The 13,771-nt window shown below is 71.4% G+C and carries 9 protein-coding genes; 7 read left to right on the forward strand and 2 right to left on the reverse strand.

All coding sequences use genetic code 11. The features are described 5' to 3' along the window. Positions 1–36: 36 nt before the first annotated feature. Together ABTY62_RS37110 and ABTY62_RS37115 are read right to left on the reverse strand one after the other, a co-directional pair. Positions 37–2,082, reverse strand: coding sequence for a glycoside hydrolase family 31 protein (locus tag ABTY62_RS37110; RefSeq protein ID WP_352133796.1), 2,046 nt, complete (start codon positions 2,080–2,082; stop codon positions 37–39). Positions 2,083–2,232: 150 nt separating this feature from the next. Continuing rightward, positions 2,233–3,249: a LacI family DNA-binding transcriptional regulator gene (locus ABTY62_RS37115; protein WP_352133797.1), complete on the reverse strand. Its 1,017-nt coding sequence runs from the start codon at positions 3,247–3,249 to the stop codon at positions 2,233–2,235. Positions 3,250–3,502: 253 nt separating this feature from the next. On the opposite strand from ABTY62_RS37115, the gene ABTY62_RS37120 reads away from it, so the two are divergent. The 7 genes from ABTY62_RS37120 (at position 3,503) to ABTY62_RS37150 (ending at position 13,043) form a co-directional block, all read left to right on the forward strand. Continuing rightward, positions 3,503–5,440 (forward strand): acyl-CoA dehydrogenase family protein, encoded by a 1,938-nt coding sequence (locus ABTY62_RS37120; protein ID WP_352133798.1) that lies wholly within the window; start codon positions 3,503–3,505, stop codon positions 5,438–5,440. A gap of 174 nt (positions 5,441–5,614) precedes the next feature. Then, positions 5,615–6,880 carry a 1-deoxy-D-xylulose-5-phosphate reductoisomerase gene (dxr, locus tag ABTY62_RS37125; RefSeq protein WP_352133799.1) on the forward strand — a complete coding sequence of 422 codons (1,266 nt, stop codon included), beginning with the start codon at positions 5,615–5,617 and terminating at the stop codon, positions 6,878–6,880. Next, positions 6,877–8,181 carry a M50 family metallopeptidase gene (locus ABTY62_RS37130; RefSeq protein ID WP_352133800.1) on the forward strand — a complete coding sequence of 435 codons (1,305 nt, stop codon included), beginning with the start codon at positions 6,877–6,879 and terminating at the stop codon, positions 8,179–8,181. The genes dxr and ABTY62_RS37130 overlap by 4 nt, the downstream gene beginning before the upstream one ends. A 141-nt stretch (positions 8,182–8,322) precedes the next feature. Then, complete coding sequence (ispG, locus tag ABTY62_RS37135; protein WP_352133801.1) at positions 8,323–9,480, forward strand: flavodoxin-dependent (E)-4-hydroxy-3-methylbut-2-enyl-diphosphate synthase; 1,158 nt, start codon at positions 8,323–8,325, stop codon at positions 9,478–9,480. A gap of 304 nt (positions 9,481–9,784) precedes the next feature. Beyond that, complete coding sequence (locus ABTY62_RS37140) at positions 9,785–10,630, forward strand: GNAT family N-acetyltransferase (protein WP_352133802.1); 846 nt, start codon at positions 9,785–9,787, stop codon at positions 10,628–10,630. Positions 10,631–10,678: 48 nt separating this feature from the next. Beyond that, positions 10,679–11,245 (forward strand): GNAT family N-acetyltransferase, encoded by a 567-nt coding sequence (locus ABTY62_RS37145; RefSeq protein ID WP_352133803.1) that lies wholly within the window; start codon positions 10,679–10,681, stop codon positions 11,243–11,245. Between the two features lie 97 nt (positions 11,246–11,342). Next, positions 11,343–13,043, forward strand: coding sequence for a proline--tRNA ligase (locus ABTY62_RS37150; RefSeq protein ID WP_352133804.1), 1,701 nt, complete (start codon positions 11,343–11,345; stop codon positions 13,041–13,043). Positions 13,044–13,771: the final 728 nt, after the last annotated feature.

Below are 13,771 nucleotides of genomic sequence, written 5' to 3' on the forward strand. Positions count from 1 at the left end.
AGGGCGACTGAGGCGGGCGGGGCCGGCGACGGACCGTCAGGGCTCCCGCACCGGCAGCCGCGCGCCGTCCCGCAGGAACAGCGGGATCCGGTCCAGCGGGGCGGGCACCGTCACCGTGGTGCCGCCCTCCCGGCTCTCGCCCGTCCAGGCGTCCGTCCAGCGCGCCCCCGCCGGGAGATAGACGGTCCGCTCGGTCGCGCCCGGCTCCAGGACCGGGGCGACCAGCAGGTCGGGGCCCAGCAGATAGGCGTCCGCGACGCCCCAGGCCGCCTCGTCCCCGGGGAACTCCAGGAACAGCGGGCGCATGGGCGGCAGCCCCTCCTCATGGGCGGTGCGCATCTGCGCCAGCACATACGGCTTCAGCCGTTCCCGCAGCCGCAGATACGCGCCGAGGATCCGCTCGGCCTCCGCGCCGTACGACCACACCTCGTTCGGGCCGCCCGTGATGCCGGGCCCCAGCGGCAGCCCCGGGTCGCGGAAGCCGTGCAGCCGCATGATCGGCGACAGCGCGCCGAACTGGAACCAGCGGATCAGCACCTCGCGGAACGCCGGGTCGTCCGGGTCCCCGCCGTGGAAGCCGCCGATGTCGGTGTTCCACCACGGGATGCCGGAGAGGGCGACGTTCAGACCGGCGGCGATCTGCCGGCGCAGCGTCGGGAAGTCCGTGCCGATGTCGCCGGACCACAGGGCGGCCCCGTAGCGCTGGCTGCCCGCCCACGCCGAGCGGTTGAGCGTCACCACCTCCTCCTCGCCCGCCGCGCGCAGGCCCTCGTGGAACGCCCGGGCGTTCTCGCGCGGGTAGAGGTTGCCGACCTCCAGGCCAGGACCCGCGTGGTAGCGCAGATTCGCCGGGTAGCCGGGCTTGATCTCCGGCTCGCAGGCGTCCAGCCAGAAGGCGCGGATCCCGTACGGCTCCAGGTAGTTCTCCCGCACCCGCGACCACACGAACTCCCGGGCCTCGGGGTGGGTCGCGTCGTAGAAGGCGACGTCGATCCGCTCGCCCGCGCGCACATCGGGCCAGTCGGCGTGCGCCGTGGGCCCGTACTCGGTGCCGACGAGGAAGCCCCGCTGCTCCAGCGTGTCGTGGTTCTCGCTCAGCGGGGAGACCGAAGGCCACACCGAGACCACCAGCTTGATGCCCAGGTCGGCCAGCTCCCGCGTCATCGCGGCCGGGTCGGGCCACGCGGCCGGGTCGAACTTCCAGTCGCCCAGGCGCGTCCAGTGGAAGAAGTCGCAGACGATCGCGTCGATCGGCAGCCCGCGCCGCTTGTGCTCGCGGGCCACGGTCAGCAGCTCCTCCTGATCGCGGTAGCGCAGCTTGCACTGCCAGAAGCCCGCCGCCCACTCCGGCATCATCGGCGCGCGTCCGGTCGCCTCGGCGTAGCGGCGCTGCGCGGCCGCCGGGTCCCCGGCCGTGATCCAGTAGTCGATCTGGCGGGCGCTGTCGGCGACCCAGCGGGTGCCGGTCGCGGCCAGCTCGACCCGCCCGATGGCCGGGTTGTTCCACAGCAGGGTGTAGCCGCGGCTGGAGGTGAGGACCGGGATCGTCACCTCGGCGTTGCGCTGCACCAGGTCGATCACGGCGCCCTTCTGGTCCAGCAGACCGTGCTGGTGCTGGCCGAGGCCGTAGAGCCGCTCGCCCTCGTACGCCTTGAAGCGCTGCTCGATGCGGTGGTAGCCGTTGCCCGTCGCGGTGCGCAGCCGCGGCCCCGGCCACCAGAAGTGCGCGCGCTCCTCGGCGAGCAGCTCCCGGCCGCCCTCGGTGGTCTCGAACCGGATCATGCCGTCCGCGGTGATCCGGGCGGTGATCGCGCCGCAGGTCAGCGAAGCCTCCCCGGCTCCGATCGCGATGCTCGGGACCGCCTTCGGCGGGTCGTCGAGGAGCGCGCCGGGCAGGTTCTCGAGCAGCGGACCGCCGAGCCGGGCGCGGACCCGGATCGCGTCGGGCCCCCATGGCTCCAGACGTACGGTCTCCTGCCGCCCGGACCACTCCAGCGCGCCGTCGCGTTCGCTGAAGGTGCCGACGGTGACGGAGGACTGGGCGAGCGACGCTGAGGTGGTGGCCGGCGGCGATGGGTTCATCGGGGCGCTCCTCGGGTTGCGGCGGTGGACGTACGGGAGGTGAGAGCTTTACTGGCGTATCGCTTCGGGGACGTACGGCTCGGAGACGCTGCGAGGGCGGGGCTTCGGGGCTTCGGGACTTCGGGGGGCTTCGGCGGGAGCGGGGCCGGGTCAGGGCGCGGCGGCAGGCGCCGGGCCCGAGCTCGCCCGTACGGTCAACTCGGGTGCCAGCAGGGTCACTTCGTCCGTGCCGCGCCCCTCCAGCTTGGCCACCACCAGATCCACCGCGCGCCGCCCCATCTCCTGCGCGGGGATCGCGACCGAGGTCAGCCGCACCGAGGCCTGGGTGGCGACCTGGTCGGGGCAGATCGCCAGCACCGAGATGTCCTCGGGGACCGCGCGGCCCTGCCGGCGCAGCAGGCTCAGCAGCGGGTCGATGGCGGCCTCGTTCTGCACCACGAAGCCGGTGGTGCCCGGCCGCTCGTCGAAGATCCGGGCCAGCGCCCCGGCCATCGACTCGTAACTGCCCTCGCAGGGGCGGTGCAGCAGGCGCAGGCCCAGCTCGTGGGCGCGGCCGCGCAGCCCCTCCAGCGTCCGTACCGCGAAGCCGGTGTGGCGCTCGTACACCGCCGCCGCCTCGCCGACCACGGCGATCTCGCGGTGGCCGAGCCCGGCCAGATGGTCGGCGCACAGCGCGCCGGTCGCCGTGAAGTCGAGGTCGACGCAGGTCAGTCCGACGGTGTCGGCGGGCAGCCCGATCAGCACGGTGGGCTGGCGGGCGTCCCGCAGCAGCGGCAGCCGCTCGTCCTCCAGCTCCACATCCATCAGGATCATGGCGTCGGCGAGCCCGCTGCCGGTGACCCGGCGCACGGCCGCCGGCCCCTCCTCGCCGGTCAGCAGCAGCACGTCATAGCCGTGGGTGCGGGCGGCGGTGGCCACCGCGATGGCGATCTCCATCATGACGGGCACATACATATCGGTCCGCAGCGGCACCATCAGCGCGATGATGTTGGAGCGGCTGCTGGCGAGGGCGCGGGCGCCGGCGTTCGGGTGGTAGCCGAGCTCCTTGATGCTCTGCTCGACCCGCTCGCGGGTGGGGGCCGAGATCGAGCGCTTGCCGCTGAGCACATAGCTCACCGTGCTGGCGGAGACTCCGGCGTGCCGGGCGACCTCGGCGAGGGTGACCATGCGGGGACTCCGTCCGGATCATTGAAGCGCTTCGACTGAATTGCCGAACGGCTCTTAGCAGGCTGCGCGGATCGACAGTAGACCCGTCCACGTTCAGTGTCCAGATAGTCGAAGCGCTTCAACTGCCCCTTTTTCCGCCGCACTCCGCCGTCTGGCGCCGCACACTTTGCCGCCTCGCCCGACCGGATGCACACTGGCACCGTACGTGCCGGTAATGTCACGAGATCGCCCATTTCGCGGCAAGGGAGCACCGATGACCGCATCATCCGTCAGGCCGGTGTCCGAGCGCGAGGCGCGCCGGGTCGCCGAGGCAGCCCGCGAGCAGGTTTGGCACAAGCCGAGCTTCGCCAAGGAACTGTTCCTCGGCCGCTTCCGGCTCGATCTGATCCACCCCCACCCCGCCTCCGCCCCGGACGATGTGCGGCGCGGTGAGAAGTTCCTCGAGAAGCTGCGCGAGTTCTGCGAGACGAGCATCGACTCCGCCCGTATCGAGCGCGAGGCCATGATCCCCGACGAGACCGTCCAGGGCCTCAAAGAGATCGGCGCGCTCGGCATGAAGATCGACCCCAAGTACGGCGGAGCCGGCCTCACCCAGGTCTACTACAACAAGGCCCTGGCCCTGGTCAGCTCGGTGAGCCCGGCCATCGGCGCGCTGCTCTCCGCCCACCAGTCGATCGGTGTGCCGCAGCCGCTCAAGCTGTTCGGCACCCAGGAACAGAAGGACGCCTTCCTGCCCCGCTGCGCGCGTACCGACATCTCGGCGTTCCTGCTCACCGAGCCGGACGTGGGCTCCGACCCGGCCCGGCTGGCCACCACCGCCGTGCCCGACGGGGACCACTACATCCTCGACGGAGTGAAGCTGTGGACGACCAACGGCGTGGTCGCCGACCTCCTCGTGGTCATGGCCCGCGTCCCCGCGTCCGAGGGCCACAAGGGCGGCATCACCGCCTTCGTCGTCGAGACGGCCTCCGCGGGCGTCACCGTCGAGAACCGCAACGCCTTCATGGGCCTGCGCGGCCTGGAGAACGGAGTGACCCGCTTCCACCGGGTCCGGGTCCCCGCCGCCCACCGCATCGGCCCGGAGGGCGCCGGGCTCAAGATCGCCCTGACCACACTCAACACCGGCCGGCTCTCGCTGCCCGCGATGTGCGCGGGCTCCGGGAAGTGGTGTCTGAAGATCGCCCGTGAGTGGTCCGCGGCCCGCGAGCAGTGGGGCAAGCCGATCGCCCGCCACGAGGCCGTCGGCACCAAGATCTCCTTCATCGCGGCGACCACCTTCGCCCTGGAAGCCGTCATCGACCTCGCCTCCCAGATGGCCGACGAGGACCGCAACGACATCCGTATCGAGGCGGCGCTGGCCAAGCTCTACGGCAGCGAGATGGCCTGGCTGATGGCCGACGAGCTGGTCCAGATCCGCGGCGGCCGCGGCTTCGAGACCGCCGCTTCGCTCGCCGCCCGCGGCGAGCGGGCCGTCCCGGCCGAGCAGATGCTCCGCGACCTGCGCATCAACCGCATCTTCGAGGGCTCGACGGAGATCATGCACCTGCTGATCGCCCGCGAGGCCGTGGACGCCCATCTGTCCGTGGCGGGCGACCTCATCGACCCGGACAAGTCCCTGTCCGACAAGGGCAGGGCGGCCGCCAAGGCCGGCGGCTTCTACGCCCGCTGGCTGCCGGGCCTGATCACCGGCGCCGGCCAGCTCCCGCGGGCCTACGCCGAGTTCCACCCGCCGCGCCACCGCGACCTGTCCCCGCACCTGCGCTACGTCGAGCGCTCGGCGCGCAAGCTCGCCCGCTCCACGTTCTACGCCATGTCCCGCTGGCAGGGCCGGATGGAGACCAAGCAGGGCTTCCTCGGCCGGATCGTCGACATCGGCGCGGAGCTGTTCGCCATGAGCGCCGCCTGCGTACGGGCGGAGATGCTGCGCACCACGGGCGACCACGGCGTCGAGGCGTACCAGCTGGCCGACGTCTTCTGCCGGCAGGCGCGGATCCGCGCCGAGGAGCTCTTCGCCCGGCTGTGGACCAACACCGACGAGCTCGACCGCAAGGTCGTCTCGGGCGTCCTGGCGGGCTCGTACAGCTGGCTGGAGGAAGGCGTGCTCGACCCCAGCGGCGACGGCCCCTGGATCGCCGACGCCACCCCCGGCCCGCCCACCAAGGACAACGTCCACCGGCGCGCTGGAACGTAGCCCCGCCCCTCTTTGCGCCTTAAACCGGCGCCGCTCTCGCGGAGGTGGCTGGTCGCCGTAGAGGTCGCTCAATGAGTGGTTGCGGTGGACCCGGGGGAGGCTGAACCCCGGGTTCACCCTGCCGCTGCCGGGACCCGGTCACCAGACCTCCGCGAGTAGGGCAACAATGGGGCAATGACGGATTCCCTCGCTGACCCGCACCTCCGCTTTCCGGCGGCCACCGCCGCCACCGGAGGCCCGCGCGACGTCGTGATCCTCGGCTCCACCGGATCGGTGGGCACCCAGGCCATCGACGTGGTGCTGCGCAACCCCGACCGCTTCCGGGTGACCGGGCTGTCCGCCGCCGGCGGGCGCGCGGCGCTGCTCGCGGAGCAGGCCCACCGGCTCGGGGTGCGGACCGTCGCGGTGGCCCGGCCGGAGGCCGTGCCCGAGGTGCGCGAGGCGCTGGCCGCGCTGTACGGGGCGGGGGAGCGGCAGCCGGAGGTCGTGGCGGGGCCCGACGCGGCCACCGAGCTGGCCCGCTCCGAGTGCGACACCGTGCTCAACGGCATCACCGGCTCCATCGGCCTGGCGCCCACCCTCGCCGCCCTCGAGGCGGGCCGGGTGCTCGCGCTGGCCAACAAGGAGTCGCTGATCGTCGGCGGCCCGCTGGTCAAGGCCCTGGCCAAGCCCGGGCAGATCGTGCCGGTCGACTCCGAGCACTCCGCCCTCTTCCAGGCGCTGCTCGGCGGCACCCGGCAGGAGGTCCGCAAGCTGGTGGTGACCGCGTCCGGCGGGCCGTTCCGGGGGCGTACGAAGCAGGAGCTGACCGAGGTCACGCCCGAGCAGGCGCTGGCCCACCCCACCTGGGACATGGGTCCGGTGATCACGATCAACTCCGCGACCCTGGTCAACAAGGGTCTTGAGGTCATCGAGGCACATCTGCTCTACGACATTCCCTTCGACCGGATTGAGGTTGTGGTCCACCCGCAGTCGTATATCCACTCGATGGTCGAGTTCATTGACGGTTCCACGCTGGCGCAGGCGAGTCCGCCCGATATGCGGATGCCGATCGCGCTCGGTCTCGGCTGGCCGGACCGGGTGCCGGACGCCGCGCCCGGCTGCGACTGGACCAAGGCGCACACCTGGGAGTTCTTCCCGCTGGACAACGACGCGTTTCCCTCGATCGGCCTCTCCCGCCACGTCGGAGAGCTCGGCGGCACCGTGCCGGCCGTCTTCAACGCGGCGAACGAGGAGTGCGTGGACGCCTTTCTCGCCCGGAAGCTGCCCTTCAACGGAATCGTCGATACGGTCGCCCAAGTGGTGGCCGAACACGGCACCCCCTCTGCGGGAACCCGACTCACGGTGGAGGACGTCCTCCAGGCCGAGGAGTGGGCCCGCGCCCGCGCCCGTGAACTTGCCGCCCGCTCGGCGAACGCGACACCGGAGGCTCACGCATGACGACACTGATGATGACCATTCTCGGCATCGTCGTATTCGTCCTCGGACTGCTCTTCTCGATCGCCTGGCACGAGCTCGGCCATCTCTCCACGGCCAAGCTCTTCGGTATCCGGGTGCCGCAGTACATGGTCGGCTTCGGCCCGACGATCTTCTCCCGGAAGAAGGGGGAGACGGAGTACGGCGTCAAGGCGGTCCCGCTCGGCGGCTACATCCGCATGATCGGAATGTTCCCGCCCGGTGACGACGGGAAGATAACCGCGCGCTCCACCTCGCCGTGGCGCAGCATGATCGAGGACGCCCGGTCGGCCGCGTACGAGGAGCTGAAGCCCGGCGACGAGACCCGGATGTTCTACACGCGCAAGCCGTGGAAGCGCGTGATCGTGATGTTCGCCGGGCCGTTCATGAATCTGGTGCTCGCCGTGGTGATCTTCCTCGGCGTGATGATGAGCTTCGGCGTCAACACCCAGACCACCACCGTGGGCACCGTCCAGAAGTGCGTGGTCCCGGCCTCGTCCTCGACCGACAAGTGCCCCAAGGACGCCAAGGACTCCCCGGCCAACGCCGCGGGGCTGCGGTCCCGCGACAAGATCGTCGCCTTCAACGGCGAGCCGACCTCGGACTGGAGCAGCCTCCAGCAGCACATCCGCAAGACCATCGGCCCCGCGACGATCACCGTCGAGCGCGACGGCGCCCGCAAGGATCTGCACGCGGTGCTCATCAAGAACCAGGTCGCCAAGTCGGACGGGAACGGCGGCTATGTGGAGGGGCAGTACGTCTCCGCGGGCTTCCTCGGCTTCACCCCGGCCAGCGGCGTGGTCAAGCAGTCCTTCGGCCAGTCGGTGGACCGCATGGGCAACATGGTCGAGGACGGCATCGACTCGCTGATCGCCCTGCCCTCGAAGATTCCCGACCTGTGGAACGCGGCCTTCGGTGACGGTGAGCGCAAGGCCGACTCCCCGATGGGCGTCGTCGGCGCGGCGCGGGTCGGCGGGGAGGTCGCCAACCTGGACATCCCGGCCTCCCAGCGGGTCGCCACCATGCTGTTCCTGGTGGCGGGCTTCAACCTCTCGCTCTTCCTGTTCAACATGCTGCCGCTGCTGCCGCTGGACGGCGGGCACATCGCGGGCGCGATCTGGGAGGGCGTACGGCGCCACACCGCCCGGCTGGTCCGCCGGCCCGACCCGGGGCCGTTCGACGTGGCCAAGATGATGCCGGTCGCCTATGTGATCGCCGGAGTGTTCATCTGCTTCACCCTGTTGGTGCTGGTGGCCGATGTGGTGAATCCAGTGAAAATTTCCTGACGATGCGAAATGCCCCGAAGTTCACCATTTGATGGACTTCGGGGCCGGAATGTGCTTGGCCCGGGCGTGGTGCCGTAACCTCGGACACCGGAGCCCGCCGATCTCGGGACCTTCATTCATGACCTTGGGGTTGCTCGCCAGATGACAGCCATTTCGCTGGGAATGCCGTCCGTTCCGATCAAGCTCGCCGATCGCAGAGTCAGCCGTAAGATCCAGGTCGGATCCGTGGCGGTGGGCGGGGACGCGCCGGTGTCGGTGCAGTCCATGACGACGACGGTGACCGCCGACATCGGGGCGACGCTCCAGCAGATCGCGGAGCTGACGGCCTCGGGGTGCCAGATCGTGCGGGTGGCCTGTCCGTCGCAGGACGACGCGGACGCGCTGCCGGTGATCGCGAAGAAGTCGCAGATCCCGGTGATCGCGGATATTCATTTCCAGCCGAAGTACGTATTCGCCGCGATCGACGCCGGGTGCGCGGCGGTAAGGGTGAATCCGGGGAACATCCGGCAGTTCGACGACAAGGTCAAGGAGATCGCGAAGGCCGCGTCGGAGGCGGGCGTGCCGATCCGGATCGGCGTGAACGCGGGGTCGCTGGACAAGCGGCTGCTGGCGAAGTACGGCAAGGCCACGCCCGAGGCGCTGGTGGAGTCCGCGCTGTGGGAGTGCTCGCTGTTCGAGGAGCACGGGTTCCGGGACATCAAGATCTCGGTGAAGCACAACGACCCGGTGGTCATGGTCAACGCGTACCGTCAGCTGGCGGCGCAGTGCGACTACCCGCTGCACCTCGGCGTCACCGAGGCCGGCCCGGCGTTCCAGGGGACGATCAAGTCGGCGGTCGCGTTCGGCGCGCTGCTGAGCGAGGGGATCGGGGACACCATCCGGGTGTCGCTGTCGGCGCCTCCCGTGGAGGAGATCAAGGTCGGCATCCAGATCCTGGAGTCGCTGAATCTGCGGCAGCGGCGGCTGGAGATCGTGTCGTGTCCGTCGTGCGGCCGCGCGCAGGTGGATGTGTACAAGCTGGCGGACGAGGTCACGGCCGGCCTGGACGGCATGGAGGTGCCGCTGCGGGTCGCCGTGATGGGGTGTGTGGTCAACGGCCCCGGTGAGGCGCGCGAGGCGGACCTCGGCGTGGCTTCGGGCAACGGCAAGGGCCAGATCTTCGTCAAGGGCGAGGTGATCAAGACGGTGCCCGAGTCGAAGATCGTGGAGACCCTGATCGACGAGGCCATGAAGATCGCCGAGCAGATGGAGAAGGACGGCATCGCCTCCGGCGAGCCCCAGGTCTCCGTCACCGGCTGACCCCCGCTCCCACCGCCCGCGCCCGGGGCCGCACCCAGCGCCGCATCAGCCAAGGTTTGCCCCGCTCGCCGCCCTGGCACGCACGCTCGCTGCGTTGGCCGAAAGCCCGAGTAGGCCCACTACGAGGGCTTCCGGCCGCCTTGCGATCGCACGCACCAGAACACCTCGCTACCGGGCAAACCTTGACTGACGCGGCACTGGCCCCGCCGGTGAACGCGGGCGGTGGTCGGCGTGTCCCCCGGGGTACAGTGCGGAGAATCGAATCTTCTGGCCCTCGGCCGCAACCGGTGAGGCAATCCGACACGTGCTGACGACGTCCACCACCAGGGTGCTCGAGCCCCATGAGCTCGGCGCGGCCCTCGCGGTCCTGGACCGCGACCCGGTCTCCAACGCCTTCGTCGCCGCCCGGGTCCAGGTCGCTGGCCTGGACCCATGGCGGCTCGGCGGCGAGATGTGGGGCTGGTACACCGGTGGCCGGCTCGAATCGCTCTGCTACGCCGGGGCCAACCTCGTCCCCATCTGCGCCACCCCCGAGGCCGTACGCGGCTTCGCCGAGCGCGCCCGCCGGGCGGGCCGCCGCTGCTCCTCCATTGTTGGTCCCGCAGACACCACCGCGGAGCTCTGGTCGCTGCTCGAGCCCACCTGGGGCCCGGCCCGCGACGTCCGCGCCCACCAGCCGCTCATGGCCACCACCGCCATGCCCGCGAACATCCCGCCCGACCCGCTGGTGCGCCGCGTCCGCAGGGACGAAATGGATGCGATCATGCCGGCGTGCGTGGCGATGTTCACCGAAGAGGTCGGCGTCTCGCCGCTCGCCGGCGACGGCGGGCTGCTCTACCAGGCCCGGGTCGCCGAGCTCGTCGCCACCGGCCGGTCCTTCGCCCACATCGAGAACGGCCGGGTGGTCTTCAAGGCCGAGATCGGCGCCGCCACCCACCACGCCTGCCAGATCCAGGGCGTCTGGGTCGCCCCCGAATACCGCGGCCGCGGGCTCTCCGAGACCGGCATGGCCGCCGTCCTGCACTACGCGCTGAGCGAGGTCGCGCCCGTCGTCAGCCTGTACGTCAACGACTTCAACACGGCGGCCCGCGCCGCCTACCGCCGCGTCGGCTTCCAGGAGGTCGGCGCCTTCATGAGCGTGCTGTTCTGAACGAGTGTGCCGTTCTGAACTGATCGACGGCCCAGTAGGGTGCCGCCCATGCTGCATCTACCTGCCGAAGGGCCACCCGACCCGCACGGCGTCGTCGTCGGGCCGCTCGATCTCGCCGCGCGCGTGGACGAGGCCCTCGCCGTGCAGGCGGTCGCCTTCGGGCTCACCGTCGAGGAGATCGGCGTACGGCGCCACATCGTGCTGCGCCACCTCACCAGCCCCGGCGCCCGCGCGCTGGGTGCCACCGCCCGCTCCGGACACCTCGTCGGCTTCGTCTACGGCATGCCCAACGACCGCTCGCACTGGTGGTCCACCGTCGTCGAGCCGTATCTGCGCGACACCGGCCACGAGGGCTGGCTGGACGACTCCTTCGTCATCACCGAGCTGCATGTCCACCCCGACTACCAGCAGCACGGCATCGGCCGGTCACTGATCACCACCATCACCGACGGATCGCTCCAGCCGCGCTCCATCCTCTCCGCGATCGACGTCGAGAGCCCGGCCCGCCGCCTCTACCGCGCCCTCGGCTACCGCGACCTCGCCCGCCCGGTGCTCTTCCCGAGCGCGCCGACCCCCTACGCGGTCATGGGCGCCCCGCTCCCGCTGCGCCGCTGACGCCGCCCCCGCCTTCAGGCCCTCGCCTTCATTTCCCGCCGCACAGCGGCAGCGGCTAATCTCCTGGTCATCCCATCTCGTACGCAGGAGAAGAACCATGGCCCACGTCCAGCGCATGTCCAAGTCGATGTTGAAGACGCTGCGCGAGGACCCGGCCGATGCCGAGACCGCCAGCCATAAGCTGCTCGTCCGCGCCGGCTATGTCCGCCGCACCTCCGCGGGCATCTGGACCTGGCTGCCCATCGGCAAGAAGGTCCTGGAGAACGTGACGCGGATCGTCCGCGAGGAGATGGACGCCATCGGCGCCCAGGAGGTCCTCCTGCCCGCCCTGCTGCCCCGCGAGCCGTACGAGGCCAGCGGCCGCTGGGACGAGTACGGCGACCTGCTGTTCCGGATCAAGGACCGCAAGGGCGCCGACTACCTCCTCGGCCCGACCCACGAGGAGATCTTCACCCAGACGGTCAAGGACCAGTGCACGTCCTACAAGGACCTGCCCGTGATCCTCTACCAGATCCAGACCAAGTACCGGGACGAGGCCCGCCCGCGCTCCGGTGTGCTGCGCGGCCGCGAGTTCCAGATGAAGGACTCGTACTCCTTCGACACCACCGACGAGGGGCTGGCCGAGTCCTACCGGCTGCACCGCCAGGCCTACCAGCGGATCTTCGCCCGCCTCGGCCTCGACTACCGCATCGTCTCCGCGATCTCCGGCGCGATGGGCGGCTCGGCCTCCGAGGAGTTCCTGGCCCCGGCCGCGGCCGGCGAGGACACCTTCGTGGACTGCCCGAACTGCGACTACGCCGCCAACACCGAGGCCGTCAGCGTGGCCGTCACCCCCGTCGAGGGCGTCGAGCACGGCCCGGTCGAGGAGCTGGACACCCCCGACACCCCCACCATCGACACCCTCGCCGAGTTCCTCGACGTCCCGGCCTCCGCCACCCTGAAGAACCTCCTGGTCAAGGTGGACGGCGAGATCACCGCGGTGGGCGTCCCCGGCGACCGTGAGGTCGACCTCGGCAAGCTCGCCGAGCACCTCGCCCCCGCCGAGGTCGAGGTCGTCACCGCCGAGGACTTCGCCGACCGCCCCGACCTGGTGCGCGGCTACATCGGCCCGCAGGGCCTGGCCGGCACCTCCTTCCGCTACCTCGCCGACCCGCGCGTCGCCCCCGGCACCTCCTGGGTGACCGGCGCCAACAAGCCCGGCAAGCACGCGCGCAACGTCGTCTGCGGACGGGACTTCGAGGTCGACCAGTACCTGGACGTCGTGGTGGTCGAGCCCGGCGACCCCTGCCCCCAGTGCGGCGCGGGCATCCAGCTCGACCGGGCCATCGAGATCGGCCACATCTTCCAGCTCGGCCGGAAGTACGCGGACACCTTCCAGCTCGATGTGCTCGGCCAGAACGGCAAGCCGGTCCGGGTCACCATGGGCTCCTACGGCATCGGCGTCTCGCGCGCCGTGGCGGCGCTCGCCGAGCAGACCCACGACGAGTCCGGGCTGTGCTGGCCCCGCGAGGTCGCCCCGGCCGACGTCCACATCGTCGCGGCGGGCAAGGCGCTCCAGACCGAGCTGGCCCTGGACCTTGCGGACAAGCTGGGCGCGGCGGGCGTCCGCGTCCTGGTCGACGACCGCGCGAGCGTCTCCCCGGGCGTGAAGTTCACCGACGCCGAGCTGATCGGCGTACCGACGATCCTGATCGTCGGCCGCGGCGCCAAGGACGGCGTGGTGGAGCTCAAGGACCGCCGCACGGGCGAGCGCGAAGAACTCCCCGTAGACGAGGCCCTCTCCCGCCTCACCGCCTGACGAACCCCTGGCCCCCCGCCCCGCCCCGGCCGACGCACGGCCCGGGGCGGCGCGCGTCGGTCGCGCCCGCAACATCGCGCCGATCTGCCCCCGGCGGCTGGTGCGGGGTGCCCCCGCAGCGCTAGCCGGGGCGCCCGGCGGGCGCCCCGGGCGCTCCGCTGCGGCCCCCTCCCGCGTCGGCCGCCGGATCGGCCCTGGGCGGGCCGGTGCGGGGCGTCCCAGCAGCAGTAGCCGGGGGCGCGGTCCAGGGGGCGCCGGACGGCGGGCCGGGGGGCTCTGCTTCGATCCCCTGGGGGTGAAGCCCCTGCCGCGATAGGCACGTGGCGACCGCTGGGCGGCCGTCCCCGCAGCGGTAGTAGCCGGGGCGCGGTCCAGGGGCCCGGCGCCCGGGGGCTCACCCCTGGGCGAGGCGAAGCCCCTGCCACGCTGCCACCGGATCGGCGCTTGGCGGCCGGTGCGGGGCGCCCGCGGAGCTGTGGCTGCGGGCGAGGCACAGGGGTGCCGGGCGGCGTGCCTCGGGGCTCTGGTTCGGCCCCCGTGCGGGGTGAATGAAGCCCCCTGTCGCGCCGCCACCGGATCGGCCCCCCGCAGCCGTGGCTGGGGGCGAGGACCAGAGGTGGTGTCCGTCCTCCTAGGGGTTCACCGCCTCCGGTGTCGCAGCGGGCATCAAGGAGAACGGCAACCCCGACCTGGCCCTCGTCGTCAACAACGGGCCGCGCCTGGCCGCC

The organism is Streptomyces sp. NPDC097640 (genome assembly GCF_040302705.1).
Taxonomy (GTDB): Bacteria; Actinomycetota; Actinomycetes; order Streptomycetales; family Streptomycetaceae; genus Streptomyces.